This window comes from candidate division TA06 bacterium, assembly GCA_004376575.1.
Taxonomy (GTDB): Bacteria; Hydrothermota; DG-26; order E44-bin18; family E44-bin18; genus E44-bin18.
The window spans coordinates 16,343-34,771 of the sequence record SOJN01000087.1 but is presented as its reverse complement, the minus strand read 5'-3'; the positions used below and the strand labels follow the sequence as shown (position 1 = coordinate 34,771).

Annotated in this window: 12 protein-coding genes; 3 read left to right on the top strand and 9 right to left on the bottom strand. The window is 51.2% G+C overall.

Annotated features, from left to right (window positions below; translation table 11 throughout):
* Positions 1 to 12 precede the first annotated feature (12 nt).
* From E3J62_07825 to E3J62_07785, 9 genes are all read right to left on the bottom strand, one after another.
* Positions 13 to 558: a sigma-70 family RNA polymerase sigma factor gene (locus E3J62_07825; protein TET45318.1), complete on the bottom strand. Its 546-nt coding sequence runs from the start codon at positions 556 to 558 to the stop codon at positions 13 to 15.
* Positions 559 to 607: 49 nt separating this feature from the next.
* Positions 608 to 2,278, bottom strand: coding sequence for a formate--tetrahydrofolate ligase (locus tag E3J62_07820; protein TET45317.1), 1,671 nt, complete (start codon positions 2,276 to 2,278; stop codon positions 608 to 610).
* 456 nt (positions 2,279 to 2,734) lie between these two features.
* Entirely contained in the window at positions 2,735 to 3,280 is a 546-nt protein-coding gene (locus E3J62_07815; protein TET45326.1) for a peptidylprolyl isomerase, read from the bottom strand.
* Positions 3,281 to 3,431: 151 nt separating this feature from the next.
* A complete protein-coding gene (locus E3J62_07810; GenBank protein TET45316.1) occupies positions 3,432 to 3,830 on the bottom strand; it encodes an acyl-CoA thioesterase in 399 nt (132 codons plus the stop codon).
* Positions 3,827 to 5,179 carry a radical SAM protein gene (locus E3J62_07805; GenBank protein TET45315.1) on the bottom strand — a complete coding sequence of 451 codons (1,353 nt, stop codon included), beginning with the start codon at positions 5,177 to 5,179 and terminating at the stop codon, positions 3,827 to 3,829. Before E3J62_07805 ends, E3J62_07810 begins: the two co-directional genes overlap by 4 nt.
* Positions 5,180 to 5,231: 52 nt before the next feature.
* The gene (locus E3J62_07800; protein ID TET45314.1) at positions 5,232 to 6,842 is read right to left on the bottom strand and encodes a hypothetical protein; all 1,611 of its coding nucleotides are present in this window, start codon (positions 6,840 to 6,842) and stop codon (positions 5,232 to 5,234) included.
* A 14-nt stretch (positions 6,843 to 6,856) separates the two neighbouring features.
* Positions 6,857 to 7,240 carry a hypothetical protein gene (locus E3J62_07795; protein ID TET45313.1) on the bottom strand — a complete coding sequence of 128 codons (384 nt, stop codon included), beginning with the start codon at positions 7,238 to 7,240 and terminating at the stop codon, positions 6,857 to 6,859.
* Between the two features lie 79 nt (positions 7,241 to 7,319).
* Positions 7,320 to 7,631 (bottom strand): divalent-cation tolerance protein CutA, encoded by a 312-nt coding sequence (locus E3J62_07790; protein ID TET45312.1) that lies wholly within the window; start codon positions 7,629 to 7,631, stop codon positions 7,320 to 7,322.
* Complete coding sequence (locus E3J62_07785; GenBank protein TET45311.1) at positions 7,628 to 9,118, bottom strand: leucyl aminopeptidase; 1,491 nt, start codon at positions 9,116 to 9,118, stop codon at positions 7,628 to 7,630. The genes E3J62_07790 and E3J62_07785 overlap by 4 nt, the downstream gene beginning before the upstream one ends.
* A 797-nt stretch (positions 9,119 to 9,915) precedes the next feature.
* Here E3J62_07785 and E3J62_07780 point away from each other — a divergent pair.
* From E3J62_07780 to E3J62_07770, 3 genes are all read left to right on the top strand, one after another.
* Entirely contained in the window at positions 9,916 to 12,339 is a 2,424-nt protein-coding gene (locus E3J62_07780) for a T9SS type A sorting domain-containing protein (protein TET45310.1), read from the top strand.
* A gap of 592 nt (positions 12,340 to 12,931) precedes the next feature.
* On the top strand, positions 12,932 to 15,319 hold the full coding sequence (locus E3J62_07775) for a T9SS type A sorting domain-containing protein (protein ID TET45309.1): 2,388 nt from the start codon (positions 12,932 to 12,934) through the stop codon (positions 15,317 to 15,319).
* 173 nt (positions 15,320 to 15,492) lie between these two features.
* Positions 15,493 to 18,162 carry a T9SS type A sorting domain-containing protein gene (locus E3J62_07770; protein ID TET45308.1) on the top strand — a complete coding sequence of 890 codons (2,670 nt, stop codon included), beginning with the start codon at positions 15,493 to 15,495 and terminating at the stop codon, positions 18,160 to 18,162.
* Positions 18,163 to 18,429: the final 267 nt, after the last annotated feature.

Genomic DNA, 18,429 nt, shown 5'->3' with positions numbered 1-18,429 from the left:
TGTCACCTCCACTCATTCTTCTACAAGAGACCTGAGCATCTCTCTTGCCCTGCTTATCCTCGACATGACAGTCCCTTTTGGTATTCCAAGAACAGCCGAAATCTCAGCGTACGATAGCCCTTCGTTGACACGTAATACTAAGGCTGTTCGATACTTAGGATGCATTTGTTCAAGTTTTTCGTTAACTTTATCCAGAAGCTCTTTCCGCTCAGCACAATCTTCCTGCACGGGAGCGACTGAACCTACTGTCTCGGGTACATCATCCATTGGAACAAGCCTCTTCTTGTTTCTTATCGCGTTAAGAGAAAGGTTGACCGCAATCCTGTATATCCATGTAAAGAAGTTGGCACCTTCTCTGAACCTCCCAAAAGCTTTGTACGCTCTAATAAACGTCTCCTGACATATATCATCGGCCGCGTCATGGTCCCTCATCATGCTCAGTGCAAGGCCATACACCTTCCTGTGATACCTGGTTACGAGCGCGTCGAACGCTTTTGATTCGCCACTTTTTGCCAGCCTTATCAGTTCATCGTCGCTGGCTTTTTCGTAAGGTCCCATCAGGCGGCCTCACAATAAGATATACCCGAAATCGAGCGCAAAATTCCCATCACGAAAGACCGACAATCCGTCCAGACTCATCAATATCGACACCTTCTGCCGCAGGAACTCTTGGCAGCCCGGGCATGGTCATAATGTTTCCGGTTACAGGAATGACGAAATCCGCGCCGGCGCTGAGCCTCACCTCTCTGATCACAAGACGCCATCCAGCAGGCCTGCCCAACAGGTCCGGGTCGTGGGAGAGGGAATACTGCGTCTTTGCCATGCAGATGAATGATTGACAGAACCCCATGTCCTCATATTTCCTGATCTGTCTGCTGCTCTTCCCTTCGTAGTCTACGCCATCGGCACCATAGATCTTCTTCGCGATGAGCTCGATTTTCTCTTTCAAGGGCGCCTCTCTCGCGTAGAGTGGCCTCGGTATGGGCGCTTTCTTCTTGCACCCATCAAGAACCATCTCTGCCAGCTCAATCCCTCCTTTTCCACCTTTTTCAAAGACTTCGCTCGCCGCGACCGAAAGCCCCACATCCTTGCAGTGCTCCTTCACAAAATCAATTTCTTCCTTTGAATCTGATGGGAAAACGTTGACAGCGACAATAGGCGGCAGTCCAAAGCTGGTCAGGTTCTCGGCATGCTTCTCCACGTTGGGCATCCCATCGTTCAGCGCCCGCAGATCCTTCCTTTTGAGACGGCTCCTGCTGACTCCCCCGTGCCTCTTCAATGCCCTGATAGTGACAACGAGAACCGCGACATGAGGGTAGAAATCTCCAACTCTGGATACTATGTTCAGAAACTTTTCCGCGCCAAGGTCTGCGCCAAAGCCGGCCTCTGTCACCACAATGTCACCCAGCTTCAATGCCCCCTTTGTGGCGATGATCGAATTTGCGCCGTGCGCGATATTCCCAAAAGGACCGGCGTGGATTATGGCGGGAGTCTTCTCGATAGTTTGCACAAGATTCGGCTTCAGAGCATCCCGAAGTAGGGCGCACATCGCCCCCTGGGCACCCAGGTCCTCCGCAGTCACAGGATTTCGGTCCAGATCATACGCCACAACAATCCTGGAAATCCTCTTCTTCAAATCAGCATGGTCTTTCGACAGGGCGAGTATCGCCATTATTTCGCTTGCAGCGGTTATGTCGAATGCATCTTCTCTAGGCACACCTGTAGGTCTTCCGCCAAGGCCCACAACGATATTGCGCAGAGCTCTGTCGTTCATGTCCATGACACGGTGGTAAGGCACCGCATTCACATCTATTCCCAGTGGATTTCTCCTGTGGATCTTGTTATCGAGAAGCGCGGCAAGAAGGTTGTGAGCAGAGGTGATTGCATGCATGTCTCCTGTGAAGTGGAGGTTGATGTCCTCCATTGGGAGAACCTGGCTGTATCCTCCTCCAGCCGCACCACCTTTGATGCCAAAGACTGGGCCGAGAGAAGGTTCCCTCAATGTCACAATCGCTTTCTTGCCCAGTTTGTTCAACGCCTGCGCAAGGCCCACTGAGGTCGTAGTCTTACCTTCCCCTGCTCTCGTTGGATTTATCGAAGTGACAAGCACAAGAGGCGCATCCGGCTTTTCGCTGAACCGGGCCAGAGCGTCGAGTTCAATCTTCGCCTTGAAATCACCACAGCACATCAGGTCTTCGCGCTTAAGACCAATCATGCTTCCGATATCATTGATTGGAAGCATCTTCGCTTTCTGCGCAATCTCAATGTCGGTCTTCACAAAGGCCTCCTCTTCCAGAGCCCCATATTATAAACCTCCAAGTATCCGGGGTCAAACCTTGAAACTTGAATCCTGCGCGGGGACATCTCCCTCGTTTTGTTTCTCTGAGGCCTGAAAGGTCGAAGAATCTGCTGTTCGCGTGTTTCCCGTGTGCCAAAGGTAGACTCGGAGTTTATCCTGCTTAGTCTCTCTTGCTGAGACGGAGTCGAAGCTTAGAGAGAATTGGTCCTGAGGCGGCGCCGAAGGGAGCGAAGTCCAGAGTTCATGCAAGGACGAAACCGAGGGGAGCCAAGCGAAGGCGGACGCGGCAATCTGGAGTTAGGTTGGGGACCAAGCAGCAGGGGCGCACACAATACGCCCCTACTATTCAAAGTGTCGAAGATCCTTCGCACTTGGCTTCGCCAAGCATAAACTCCGTCGGAGGGTAAGGTCTGACCCCGGGCTGACAGCTTCTAGTTATTTCTTGTATTCGGATTTGGGGAGGATGCGGACGGTTTTCATAACGTCCCCTATCTTGATGCCTTTCACAATATCCATCCCCTTTATCGTCTGCCCGAACACCGTGTACTTGCCATCAAGGCTAGGCTGGGGTGCCAGGCAGATGTAGAACTGGCAGGAGGCCGAGTTTGGGTCCGAGCTTCTCGCCATTGCCACCGTTCCTGTGACGTGCTTCTGCTTGTTGAACTCTGCGGGTAGGTTATACCCGGCATCACCGGACCCATTTCCGGCCGGGTCTCCTCCCTGCACGACAAATCCAGCCACTACCCTGTGAAATGTGAGCCCGTTGTAGAACCCTTTGTTAGTCAGCGTGATGAAGTTATCCACTGTCTTGGGCGCGTCATCAGGATAGAACTCAAACACTATCTCTCCACCCTTGGCCATGTTAATCACAGCCACCACATCGTGCGCGTCTAACTTCCGGGCAGATGTGTCGGTGGCAACTGGTTTTGCCGCCGGCTCCTCAGACTTTGCCATGCTCAAACCCTCCGATTTTGCGGACATCTCCTGGGATTTCGAACACCCCACAGCAAAGACAAGCGCGATGGTCAAAAGAACTCCCAAAAGGAGTCCTGCAGCCCTCGTTTGACAACCTCTCATCATCAACCTCCTTTCTATCTAGCCAGACTTTGCACAAGAGTACCGTAAACCTTAGCTACTCCTGTTTGAGCTTTGCCCTCATTGCCTCAGGCATTGACACGGGCTTGCCATCGGAGTTGACTGAAGCATGTCTTGTAAACCCTGATGCAAGCAGCTTTGAGTCTCCTTTCCTGTAGATCTCGTAATCCATGCGTATAGAAGCTCTCCCCACGTTTCCAATAGTGGTGACGATGGTGAGCACATCATCATACCGCGCCGGACGCTTATAGCAGCATGTGCATTCAACAACTGGAAGGTGAATCCCTTTAGACTCGAGCTCTGTATATGGAAGCCCGAGCCCCCGAAGAAGTTCCGTCCTCCCAACTTCGAAGTACTCGAGGTACTTCGAATAATAGACGACACCCATCTGGTCGGTATCAGCGTACCGAGCTCTTATCTCTGTCTCGCCTTTCATCCTGCAGACTTGGATTCCGTGCAAAGGTACTCGTTCGCGCTATTGTAGAGAGGGCAGCCGCCTCCGCATATGGGAAGATCTTCACAGGTTTTGCACTCATCCATTATCATCTCTTTGTTCCTAATCTTAGTGGCCAGCTCCGAGTTCCATATATTGTCCCAACTGTCAGTCAAAATATTTCCAATCGGCTCATACCAACTCTGACACGGTATCACGCTACCGTCAGGTTCGATGCACATGTTGTATTTGGCCGCAGTACAGGCCTTGGGGCCTAGGTCGAGAGCTACGGGATCGAAATTCTTGTACTGAGTTGGAGTGTACCATATGAACCTCATGCCGAGTTTTCTCGCAGTATCCCTTATCCTGGTCACGATCGGGACAAGTTCCTTTTCAGTGAATCCCAATCCAGAATACTCTCCCTTGCCTGTGAATATCAAGCCGTTTGCCGCGAAGGTCTTTACGCCCAGATCTCGGATGAACTTGATCGTCCTTTCTATTGCCGGTTCATTCAATCTGGTTATGGTCGTGTTGGTGATTGTATAAACCTGTGTGCTGATTGCGTTCTTTATCCCATTTACCGTCTGCCTCCAGCCCGGACATCCCACAATAGTGTCGTGGATCTTCTTATCGTGGGATTCGAGCGTAATCTGGATGTGATCAAGACCTGCCTGTTCAAGGTTTTTCACGAAATCGAGCTGGCCCAGGCTTCTTCCATTGGTGAGAAGGCCAGTCACCATTCCCAGTTCTTCAGCATAGTCAACCAAATCCAATAGACCAGCGAAAAGCGTAGCCTCGCCACCGGTGAAGCAGACGTGAGGTATTCCCACATCCCACAACCTCTTGAGCACCCTTTTCCAATCTTCCACAGAAAGAGAGGGCATGTTCTTGTCCCTGGCCACATAGCAGTGCTTGCAATCGTTTTCACACTTGTATGTGAGCGCCAAATCCATTCTATAGGGGGCACTGACAGGCGTGTTAAAGGGCTCTATCCTTTCCACATCAAGATACGTGATAGGGCAAACATCATCTGTCCTTGCAAGGTCAGATATGGTCTGTTTCATCTTTTCGTAATCCTTGCGGAGCGCCTCAGCATCGACCTTGTACCTCTTCCTCATCTGGGAAATCATATCTTCTACAGGAGTTGCTTCTATGATGTGCATGGCAAGCTCAGCCGCGGTCTGATTCAGATGGAGAACCTTTGACGCATCGACAAGCAGAATACCTCTCCCATCATTTTCTATTCTCAGATGAAGCCTGTAGCCGCCAAACTCACCTTCAGCCCTCAGATGATACATCCCCTTTGACAAGGGCTTTGGTCGTTCAAACCACTTCTTCACTTTCAGTGGCAACTTCTCCTCCTTGAAAGAAGAACAGATTTCGGGTTGTTCTGTCGACTGAAGCTCACCGTCCACCTCCTGCACACGCGCAGGCACACCCAGCGCACGCACATGCACAAGCGCACCCGGACCCCCCGGATGACCAGGAAGACCCTGACTTTGCGGGAGGAGGGTTTGTCACTTTCGTTATGCCTCCGGTAAAGGACTCAACCTTGCTAACGAGCCCATGAGCAAAACCCTCAACAGACCGAACGACCGAATTGGCAAATTCTGAACCGGGCAATGAAGGAACGGAGATTCCCGGACCCGGAGCTCCAGCAGCAGCACCAGTTCTGTATCCTGGATACCACACAGGGACGATGACCACCCTATCCCCCAGTGCCTCTTTCATCCTCTGCTCGTATCTCTCATCCGCAATCAACCATTCCATTTCTCTGTCCAGGACTTCTGACGCAACCTCCTCTGTCTCGCTGGAAGCAACCTGCTCCCATGCCTTATTCACAATGGATCGATAGTATTCTCTGGTGTCACGTCTGGAAAAGCCCTTCATCTTTTCATTGGTCCCCTTGATGAGGCTGGTAATCACCTTTCTCAGTTTTGTCTCAGGAACCCTACCCTTTTTGTCCACGGCAACCAGGAACAATGATTCATACTCTCGGAGCTTCTCCTTATTTTTTTCCAGAACCTCCAATCTCAGAGGTTTGGCCTTGACTACTCTTAGGGCATCCTTCTTCAGCAGCCCAAAAAGGATCATGGTGCATACCCTGTCAAGGGGCTTTTCCAGAAGTATCGCGGCTTCAACAGCGGTCAGACCTCTCTTTATCCCGACACCCTCAATAGCAAGCGACGGGGGCATGTACTTCATCAGCCTTCGTTTCTGAGTTAGTGAAGCGACTACCCCTATCATCGCAACAAAGAACACCATAAAAAACCCGAAAAGAAGCGGAAAGATGTTTTCAATCGTTTTGAACACACTTCTCCGCCTGACAGCTTTCTTTGTCACGATTGCTCCGGGTTCAACATACTTTTTCGGGAAGGAGATTCCATAGGTATACTGTTTTGAGGGTGAGGCAGAAGCGTTTATCCACGTGAAGACTATCCTTTTTTCATCATCTAATGAATGTGCATCGAACTCTTTTTGATGCCACTTTGTCTCGTCAGGTGTGACTCCCGCTGGAAAATGGAAGGAGACCTGAAGGTCTGTTTTTCCTCTGGCAAACTTCGGGCTGAACCATGTGGGCGAAAAACGAAAGGATGTGTAGGTCTTATCCTCGGTATCCTGGTAGAGGACGCGCTTGCATTCGACATAGAAGTGGAGAGTACCAGAAGTTCCTGGAGTAATTTTCTTTCCACCAAGATGAATCTCAATGCCCGGGTGCACGTATTCTGATCGCCGTATCTTCTTGAGTTTCACGCCATCCAGGTCCGCTGCAGCAGAAGAAAGGATATAGTGTTTGTTCGGAACTCCTATGTCTACTATGTCGATAGCTTTTCCAGAAGGGCTACAAAAGAATGTCAATTCGTAGTAAATGCCTATCGTGCCTGAACGTTCTATGTAAACGTCAACATGATTCTTCCTTACAGAGAAATCATAATCCGCTGAGGCCCCATTTGGGAATAAGGCCACAGCCGTTCCCAGGAGCATAAGTACGACCACCGCGTTTCTGATCTTCATGGTGCTACTCCAATTCACCATTTTGGCTCCTCTTCCACTTTGTATTGAGAACCACAGTACCCGCAAGACACCATCACGGCCCCTGCTTTGACGGTGATCGAATCCTTGTCCAGTTTCGCGCCGCAGGAAGAACACTTCATCTCTTCCAGTCTCAAATCACCCGGGAGCTCTATTTTTTGCACTATCGTCAGTTCCTTTTCTTCTTCTATTTTGGCTGGCTTTTTCACAGCAGCGAACAGGAGTAGACCACCCATAACCAATAGAATGATTCCTACGACGAATCTCCCGCCTGGCGATGCGTTCTCAGCGGAGCTTGAAGTCGCGGCCAGCAGCCACAGTACCCCAAATAGCAGGAGTATACCCGCTACGACTATGCCCACCACTCTGCCGGCTGACATTATTCTCTTCCTCCTGACAAAGCACAGCAATCGACATGCAAAAGTAATCCGTCCCCGCAAAATCTAATAGGGCAGTGGTTCATTTGACGCTTTCCTTCACCCAGTCCAAGTACTTCTCCGAGCCGCCGCTAATGGGAATCTGGATCACTTCTGGGTTCTCGTAGCTGTGCATGGTGACGACGGCAGATTCAACAGCCTTCAGGTTCTTTTTCACAGTTTTCATGAAAACCATATACTCTTCTGCCCGCTCACAGTTGCCTTCCCACCAGTAGGCAGAGTTGACCTGCCACCAGTTGGCACATGCTATCAACTTTTCATTGAGCAGGTGATTGGCGATCCTGAGAGCCTCATCCTCACTGCCGCAAGTGGTTATTACTGCAAAGTAGTTCATCTTCTGGAAAGCCTCAGAGCCAGTTCAGCCAGCGATCTTGCGCCTACGCCAGTTGTACCTTTCTGCTGGTAGCCCTTCGCCTTTTCTGAATACTCCTTGCCCGCTATATCAATGTGTGCCCAGGATGTATCTCCGACGAACCTCTTCAAGAACATCCCCGCAGTGATTGTTCCGGCAGCCCGGCCGCCGGAGTTTTTCATGTCCGCGATATCGCTCTTTATCTGTTCGTCGTACTCATCAAAGGTGGGAAGCCTCCACATCTTCTCGCCGGTCTTTTCTGAGACATCCAAAAGAAGATCTGCAAGACGATCGTCGTTAGAAATGAGTCCACTCGTTATTTCTCCCAGGGCAACAAAGCACGCGCCAGTAAGGGTTGCAATATCAACTATCCTCTTTGCCCCAAGTTTCTTTGCATAGGATATGGCATCAGCAAGCGCCAGCCTCCCCTCCGCATCTGTGCTTATTATTTCTATGGTCTTTCCGCTCAGCGACTTTACAACATCGCCCGGCTTCAGTGCGTGTCCACTGGGCATGTTCTCAGTCGCGGGCATCACTCCGATCACCCCAATCTTTGGCTTGAGCTGTGCAATTGCCCGCATTGCTCCCAGAACTGCCGCTGCACCGGACATATCTGCCTTCATAGCACCCATGCCCTGGGAACTCTTTATGGATATTCCGCCAGAGTCAAAAGTTATGCCTTTCCCCACCAGCGCCAGGACGTTCTTATCAGACGGCCTGTATCTCATGACTATGAACTTTGCTGGCTCGTCTGTGCCACGGGCGACCCCAAGGAATGCTCCCATGCCTTCCTTTTCCGCGTCTTTCTCGCTGAGAATGTCTATTTTCATGCCGAACTTCTTCGCGATTTCCTTGGCCCTCTCTGCCAGTATTGTCGGTGTCATATTGTTGCTCGGCTCATTGGCCAGGTCTCTTGCCAGATTCTGGGCGTGAGCCAGTATTTCCCCTTTTTTCAGACCCTTTTCAACCTGTGAGACCGCTGCCTTTCTATCTTCCACGAGACTGAACGATTCAATCGCAGTTTCTTCTGGTTTCTTGTATTTGTCAAAACTGTAAGCGCCCAGAATTGCTCCTTCTGTCATCGCTTGGGCACACAGTTCGGCTGTTACTCCTTTCACACCCACTCCAAGAAGCGCAGAGGCCACACCTTTTACACCAAGAGCTCTAGCCTTGCTCACCAGACTTCCTGCGGCAAATCTTGCTGCTTCTACATTGAACTTGCTCCTCTCTCCCAGACCAACAACAATCACCCTATCCGAGAGCAATTTTCCCATGGTATGAACTACAGTAGTCTCACCCAGCTTTCCTTTGATTTCGCCCTGTTTGATCAGACTCGCAATGGTGCCTCCAAGCGATCCGTCAACTTTGGCAGCCGCTCCCGAAAGTGTTTTTTCATCCTGGAAAACCGAAACCGCGATGCAGTCCTCGCTTACGTCAGCAATTGAGTCCTTAAGCAATGATACTTTCATGATCACCTCCGAACAGTTACACGGAGCAAAAGAATACCAGCCCCGTTCGCGAGTGTCAACCCATTACCATGCCCGGCCCATCCCGCCTCCGGAAATTGCGAAATTCCCCGCACCTGTTCCCCCAGCCTTCGAAATTCCGCCCAAGCCCCTTCTCGTGACCCTCGAAATTGCCATCTTCCCCTCACCGAACCTTCGAAATTGCGGAGTAGTGATTTGGTTTTGTAGGGGCGCGGTTGCCGCGCCCGTGTTTCCAGCCAGGGAAACCCTGCCCACCCCACCTCCGGAAATTGCGAAATTCCCCGCACCTGTTCCCCCAGCCTTCGAAATTCCGCCCAAGCCCCTTCTCGTGACCCTCGAAATGCCCATCTTCCCCTCACCGAACCTTCGAAATTCCACCCACCAGCCTCCAACACCTTCGAAATTCCCATCCCGTCCTCCACACCACACCCGAAATTCCCCACCACCATTCCCAGACCCCCCGGAAAATCGAAGATCGAAAACGGAAACCAAAACTTTCCTCGCACAAAGTACTTCGCAATTGACAGTCTGTGGTTCGTAGTTTGGTCCAAAAGTCCATGCCTGGCCCCAATACAACCAAAGCAAATCCGTCATTGCACCTCGATTCTCTCCCTTCGGATACCCTCAGGACAGGCGGCATAAACTCACGACCAAAGGTCGCGAAGCAATCTCAAAGGTCGTAGAACAACTTTCCCGAGTCCTTTGTCTGGCACACATCTCCAACCCAATTTTCTGTTGACAATTCAGGCCTTTGTATGTATAACTCAACATGATACAAAATGGATAGGTCGCTGTTCTCTGTACGTTTTGGGGCTTTCCAAGACAAACCTTTGAGCAAGGAGGGAGTAGTGAAAAAGTACCTCATTTGGGTTGTATTGTTAATTACAGCCTTCGGTTTTCTCGCCTGGGCCGCAGCAAATCCTTCATCACAAAGGTCCAGCAAACAGATGATCTTGAAACCGAGCCCAAGAGGAGTCGATCTGGGTTCTCCCTCTGTAAAACTTCTGGGCAAGAGAGCTTGGACCTCAGAAAGGTCGCCTGGAAGGATGCCAGCGGGAGTCGTGCCCGTGGAAAGACATCAGAAAAGAAATCCGGATGAACCTTCGCCTCATCTCTTCTTCCCTCAGCTGGAAACCCTGGCCTGCGATGATGGCGTAGTTTGGGACGTGGATTACAATGGGGTGGATGAGTGGAATGAAGCGGTGCGGCTCACCCCTTCAGGTGCCTGCTCGCTTATCGCGCTTCTGTTCTGGCCTTCTGACCCCGATACCGAAGCGCCTGGTCTCACCTGGGGAGTGTGGGATGACGACGGTCCAGGGGGTCTTCCATCAACATTATTGGATACCGGCACTGAGAACAATCCGGATTACGACCAGTGGTTCCGGGTCGACCTCGGCAGTCCGATCTTCATCCCCTTCGGGGACGACATCTATATCGGTTGGCTTGATGAAAACAGCGTCCCTTACTACGTGAACGGCCTTGATGCCGTCCTGGATAGTTGCAACTACTGGTATGATGGCGTAGAGTGGCTACTGGACCCCTGGTTTGACGGGGATTTCCTGATTCACGGCATCGTCGAACCTGTTCCTGTTTCCGACGACGTTGGGCCCATTTCGGTAACCAGCCCTGGTCCGGTAATTCCTCAAGGCACATCTCTCAACCCGGAAATCGTGGTTCGGAATCTGGGAACTAACACAGCCACGTTCGATGTTATCTGCGACATTGATTCCTCCCTGATCCTGGTCTACAGTGATACCGTGAATATAACGGGATTGTCCAGTCTTACAGACACATCTATTATCTTTTCAGCAATGTGGAACGCCGCAAATGCTCCCGGGATCAACTATCAGGAGATCGTTTATACGACGTTGGTCGGGGATGAGAACCCTGGAAACGATACACTGATGAGCACGACTGTCACTTACGATCCCAGCAAAGTCATCCAGTCACCTTACACAACGAGTCCTCCAACCATTGATGGCTTTCTTACTCCAGGAGAATGGTCTGCTGCCACGACGCGCGACGTGAGCGACCTCCTCGGAACACCGGACGCTGCCGACGCCTTTGGTTCTGCAGCCATCTACGTGATGAACGATGCGGCCAACCTCTACATGGCCGTAGACGCGGCAGCTGATCCAACCGTGGACGATTTCGATCAGATTGCACCGTATTTTGACGACAACAACGACCATGCTTTTCCCTCTGCTCCTGACACGAGTGAAGGGAACTACTGGCTGTGGAAGATAACCGGAGCTGACTCTCTCTCCCACCGATGGATTCAGGCGGGCGGAGTTTTTGGTAATGAATACTTGGTTGGATACCCCGGAGCCATTGGCATCACCTCCGGACATCAACAGTTCGAACTTCAGATCCCTCTGGGAATTCTTGCTCAGGAACTGAATGCGTCGGCCGGGGACACGGTGGGATTCTTCATTCTTGCGATGAACGGCTTTGACTTTTCAACGTACGGCTGGTGGCCTTATGACACCGACCCCACCACCGGCTGGTACACCCCTTCTGAATACGGCGACATCATCCTGGAACCAGCGCCTATCATCCACGACGGAGCAATGATTTCCATTGACTCCCTGCCGGATACGCTCTGCACCGATTCCACCTACACCCTATGTGTCACAGTGGTGAACTTCGGGAATGTAACTGAAACATTCGATGCACATTTCTCCATCCCCCCTGTCTACGACGAAACCACCACGGTAACCGATTTGGCACCCAGCGAAACGACTCAGGTCTGCTTCCCTGACTGGACTGTTCCCTCTGCACCTGACAGCAACTGGTACACAATGACATCCTGCGTTCTGGTTCCTGGTGATACCGGTAGTGCCAACGACTGCAAGACCGATTCCGTTTTCGCCTATATGTGTGAGGTTGGAATTGAGGAAGGATGGAAAGTGCTCGCCGTTCCCAGGGCGTTTGCCCTGGGGCAGAGTAGTCCGAATCCATTCAACCATAGGACGGACATCCGCTATCAGATTCCCGTAAGGGCAGAAGTGAGTTTAAAGGTGTATGACCCTAGCGGCCGATTGGTGAAAACGCTGAGAGACGAAACCCAGGAGCCTGGTTACTACACAATCACCTGGGATGGGAAAGATCAGAACGAGTTCGAGGTCCCTTCCGGAATCTACCTGTATCGTCTGAAAGCCGGGGAATTCCTGTCGACGCGAAAACTGATCATGCTTCGGTGACTTTCATCTGAATGTTGAGCGCACAACTGATGTTTCACTCGAGAGGGCTACCTGTTAAGTAGCCTTCTCGTTTTGCGCCCTGGTGATGCTAACAACCTGTCTTGGTCTGATTGGCACATCAAACCAGAGTTTCTCATTGCCTTGAAAGCTTTCATTTCACCAAAACCGGAGTGAATCAAAGGTGCAGGTTTTGCGCGGGACACGTGCCAGAGATGCATTGTTACCCTGGAGACTGGATAAGAGGGGGCTTCAAATGGCTTTGTGCCCTAGATTCTTGCTGGCACGGAACTTGCTGCCTCGTCATGTTAGGGCTTGATTTCCTAAGGGAAGCGACGGGCAGGACCACACATTGAGCAACGTACGCTATCATTTTGAGAGTGCACGCGTGTGTTCAAATTTCTCCTTGACTCTTCTGAGAAGAATCTGCTACGCTGTCGAGAGATTGGTCATGCTTTGACGCATTCTGGAATTCCTCCGAGGGGGAAGGCCGGAGCATGGCTCTGGAGGTTCACCCCCGCATCGGAAGAAAGGAGGTGAGCGTCCGGAGTTTTCACGATGTACAAGAATCTGACTATATAAAGCAGGAGACTAAATGCGAAGATACTTGTTTTGGTTTTGTGTCTTGTTCGCTTTGCTTGCGGTGATCCCGGCGTCTGTTCAGGCACAGTGGATTATTGAGTTGGTGGACAGTACGGGCACCGTGGGTGAGCATGCCTCTCTGGCTGTGGATGGTGCAGGGTACCCCCATATCAGCTATTATACTTACAGCACCACCAGCCTCAAGTATGCCTACAAGGACGCCGGAGGCTGGAACATTGAGGAGCCTGATGCCGCCGGTGATGTTGGGCAGTACACCTCTCTAGTCCTAGACGACAGCGGATACCCTCATATCAGTTACTACGATAATACGGTCACGCTCTGGGATCTCAAATATGTGTATAAGGATAGTAGTGGGTGGCACAGAGAAAGAGTAGATCAGCCCGGATCGGCTGGCAAATTCACTTCACTGGCCCTGGACAAGGCTGGATTTCCCCACATAAGTTACGATAAACTCGTGGGCATGGGCGACACTGACTTGAGGTTCGCCAAAAAAGATGCCGGTGGATGGCAGACCGAGACGGTGGATGCTACCGGAACTGCCGGACAGCACACATCCCTGGCACTGGACAGCGACGGGTTTCCTCATATCAGTTATTATGAATTGAACGACTCGGATCTTAAGTATGCGAGATGGACAGGCTTGACCTGGTCCTTAGAAACAGTGGATTCGCCGGGAAGCGCCGGCAGCTATACTTCCCTTGTTCTGGATGAGAATGGGTACCCTCATATTAGTTACCACGATGAAGGGGGTACGAACCTGAAATATGCCTACAAGGATGCCGGGGGGTGGAACATCGAGACAGTGGACGATGTAGGTGACGTAGGCGAGTTCACCTCTCTGGCTCTCGATTTTGAAGGATATCCCCATATCAGCTACTATGACCGGGGAAACGGCGGCTTGAAGTACGCACACCTTGACTCCGCGGGATGGCACACGGATACTGTTGAGAGTGGGCCTCTTCCGCTTGATGTCGGTCAATACTCTTCTCTGGCTCTCCAGAATGGGCGAGTTCCCCACATCTGTTACTATGACAATTTTCGTAAGGATCTCAGGTATGCCTACAAGATCGTTTCTGATGTTGGAGTGCTTTCCCTTGATTCACCACCGGATACCGTGTGCCCTGATTCCACTTATCCAGTGTGCGTCACCGTTACGAACTTCGGGAACGTTACCAGTTCTTTCGATGCAATCTTAACCCTAGAGCTTTTTGCAGAGACATTAAGTGTCGTTGATCTCCCCCCTGGGACTGATTTGGCAATCTGCTTTTCTGACTGGACAGTCCCATCAGCTCTTGACACGAACTATAGGATAATAGTCTGCACTGAGATGATTGATGATGAAAGAGCCGGTAATGACTGTATCCTGAAAAATGTTTTTGCCTGGGGCGAGTGTGATGAATACCATGACGTTGGTGTGTCCACCATTTATTCTCCTCAGGACACCGTATGTTTCGGCGCAACTTACATACCTTGTGCCTTAGTAGAAAACTACGGGAACCGGACCGAAACCTTTGACGTAGTCTTGACCCTGGATTCCTACGCTGAAACTCTTGAGGTGCCGGACCTCGTCGCGGGAGACGATACGATGATCTGCTTTTCTGACTGGACGGTCCCCTTTATTTCCGACACTACCTATATGATGACTTTTTGCGCGGAGGTTCCGGCTGACACGAACCTCGCCAATGGTTGTGCTGTGGAGTCCCTGTTCGCATATGACTGCCCGTTTATCAACTGCGCCATAACCTCCTCTCAGTCTCCGCCGGATACAGTATGCACAGACTCCACCTATCCTGTGTGCGCGACTATCGAGAACTTCGGAAACGTAATCAGTTCCTTTCCGGTGTTCTTGTTTCTCGAGGCATCTTCCGAGACACTTCAGGTAGATAGTCTTATGCCAGGGGAAGATACAACGGTCTGTTTTTCCGATTGGACTGTTCCCCCTTCTCCTGATACCACTCATGAGGTTCTCTTTCAAATTGACCTCCCAGGTGATGAATATCCGCAGGACAACCGCTTGAACAGGTACATACATACAGTCCTCTGCGTCGGCATTGAAGAAAAAGGCACGGGGGTTCTCTCCCCCAGCTTCTTCATGCTACACCAGAATCGCCCCAATCCGGCTGTTGGGCAGACGGAGATTCTCTACCATATTCCTCAGGACAGCCGTGTAAACCTGGTGGTTTACGATATCACAGGAAGGACGATTAGAAGGCTAGTCAATGAACCGTTAGAGGCGGGAATCCATTCAGTTATCTGGGATGGAATGAATGATGCAAAAGAGGATTTGCCTCCGGGCGTCTATTTCTATAAGCTCATGGCAGATCCGGGCTCTGGAACTGAGCCCTATGGTGCTACCCGTAAGGTAGTACTACTCCGGTAGGTTTTCGGTGTGGGTTGGCGGAAAAGAATCCCATTCCGAACATGTTGCGGAGAAACAAATCTGAAGATCGGTCTGTTTTTCTCTGGCCCTCGTAAGCACAGTGCCAACTGCAGACCCAAGAAGATTATATCTCTGTTTAGGGGTAGGAGAGAAATTCAAAAGGAGAGGTGGAGATGAAAAGGTTTGGTTTGCTGGTTTTTGCCGTTGTGGTCTCTACATTTTTCTCGATGCCGGCTGCGGGCCAGTGGGCTGTCGAGATAGTGGACACTACGGGAGATGTGGGACAATACAGTTCATTTGCCGTGGACGGCAGTGGCTATCTCCACATTAGCTACTACGGGCTGGACAATACGGAACTGAAGTATGCCTACAAGGACGCCGGCGGGTGGAACATTGAAACAGCAGACGCGGCGGGAGATGTCGGGCAATACACTTCCATCGCCGTGGACGACAGCAACTACCCCCACATAAGTTATTACGACAACACTATCACTTTATGGGACCTGAAGTATGCTTACAAGGACGGCGCGGGGTGGCATAGAGAAAGAGTGGACGAGCCCGGGTCAGCCGGGCCATTCACATCTCTGGTTCTAGACGACAGTGGATACGCCCACATAAGCTATTCTGCGACCGTTGGTATGGGCGACCTTGATCTGAAGTATGCCTATCAAGATGCTGGTGGGTGGCACATCGACACAGTTGAGGCGGCAGGAAGTGTTGGGCAGCATACCTCTCTGGAGCTGGATGGGAGTGGGTACCCGCACATCACGTATCTTGACGTGACCAACTCAAATTTGAAGTATGCCTATAAGGATGCCGGGGGTTGGAATATTGAGACCGGCGATAATAATGGAAATGTGGGCAGCTACACGTCCCTGACTCTCGATGGGAGTGACTACCCCCACGTCAGTTACTACGACGAGACGAATTCTGGCCTGAAATATGGTTACAAAGACGCCGGGGGCTGGCATATGGAGACGGTCGAGGACGCGGGTGCGGTCGGCGAGTTCACCTCCATAGCTCTGGACGGGGGTGGATACCCCCACATCAGCTACTACGACAGGACAAATGGTGATCCGAAATATGCCTATAAGGATGCCGGGGGCTGGAACATCGAGGTCGTCGAGGATGCTATTGATGCAGGCCTGTATACTTCCATGACCATTGGACAGATGAGTTACTATGACAACTGGACCCACGACCTGAAGTATGCTTACTCGCTCTTTCCCGATGTGGGCGTTGTCTCCTTTGATTCTCCGCCAGACACCGTTTGCCCGGACTCAATCTACCCGGTGTGTGTCAACGTGAAGAACTTCGGAAACGTGGTCGACACCTTTGATATAGTCATGAACATAGACTTATATGCTGAGACCCTTCAGGTATTCGATCTTGCGCCTGGAGCTGAGTCACTTGTCTGCTTCTCCGACTGGACAGTCCCCTCAGTTCCTGACACCTCCTATAGAATAACGGTTTGCACCGAGTTGACCGGTGACATGAATGATACCAATGACTGTATCATGATGAGAGTTTTTGCCTGGGGTGAATGTGTACCGATCCATGACGGCGGTGTTGTCTCCATTGATTCTCCTCTGGATACTGTTTGCTTCGAGGCAACCTATGAGCCCTGCGCTACAGTCCAAAACTATGGCAACCGAACCGAAACATTCAGTGCGATCTTGACCCTCGATTCCTACGCTGAAACCCTTCAAGTGATAGACCTGCTCCCGAATACCTCGACGCAGGTCTGTTTCATTGACTGGACAGTTCCTACTACTCCCGACACTACGTATGTGATGACTGTTTGTACCGAGGTCTCAGGAGACACGAACGCGACCAATGATTGTGCTGAGGAGTCCCTTTTTGCTCATCTCTGCGCCGTACTCGACGCCGGCACGGACTCTCTTCTCTCCCCGCCTGACACCGTGTGCGCCAAAGACACAGTTTCAGTATGCGCAGTTGTTCAGAACTATGGGAATATGAACACATCTTTCCCTGTGGTCCTGTTCATCGACTTGTTCTCCGAGACTCTTCGGGTCAACGATCTTTTGCCGGGAGAGGATACAACGGTTTGCTTTTCGGACTGGATAGTTCCCTCTTCTCCTGACACCTTCTACGTTGTCGTTGTCCAGGTTGAACTGCCAGGTGACGTGGACCCCACGAACGATCGCGTGCGCAGAGATGTTTATGCAGAGGACTGCGATGTGTTCGATGCCGGTGTGGTCTCTCTTATTTCACCGGGAGACACTGTATGCACCGACACAACCTATCCCGTTTGCGCAATTGTGGAGAACTCAGGGAACGTAACCAGCTCCTTCGACGCAATTCTCTTTATCGATTCATCTTCCGAAACCCTTCGTGTGGATAATCTCCTTCCAGACAGTACGAGGGTGGTCTGCTTCAGCGACTGGACCGTTCCCTCTTCTCCTGACACCACCTATGGTTTTAGCATTGAGGTCGTACTACCGGGCGATCAAGATCCCTCGAACGACACATTGTCTGCCGACATCTATGCTGAGGACTGCGGGGTCGGGATAGAAGAAAGGGTTGCGGCGACTCTCTCTCCTACCTTCTTCATGCTTGACCAGAACCACCCCAACCCAGTTGTTGACAGAACGGAGATCGTCTACCATATTCCCCGGGACGGCCGCGTAAAACTTCTTGTCTATGACATCACGGGAAGGGTTGTGAAGAGACTGGTGAACAAACAGAAGGACTCTGGGGTCCACGCAGTTACCTGGGACACAAGAGACGACAATGGTAATGTTCTACCTTCGGGCATCTACTTCTACAAGTTGACTGTTGCAGGCTTCAACGTCGCGAGGAAGATGGCCATTATTCGATAGCTCAAGAATACGTAGAATGCTTTCCGGGGGCGGACTACTGATGTCCGCCCCTTTCCAGTGGTGGGGTAATTCGGTGCAGTCCATCCCTCCGCCCCTACTGGCCCCTCTTGAGGCATCTCTGTAAGATGCAGGAAAATAAGAACTTATTTGTTTCATACAGTGCCGGCTACGACCCTGGAGTTATTCCAGAATCCTCCCACACATTCAGACCGGCCGAACCAGCAGAATCGGTTTGTCTATATATAACGATTCTTATAGCTTATTTCT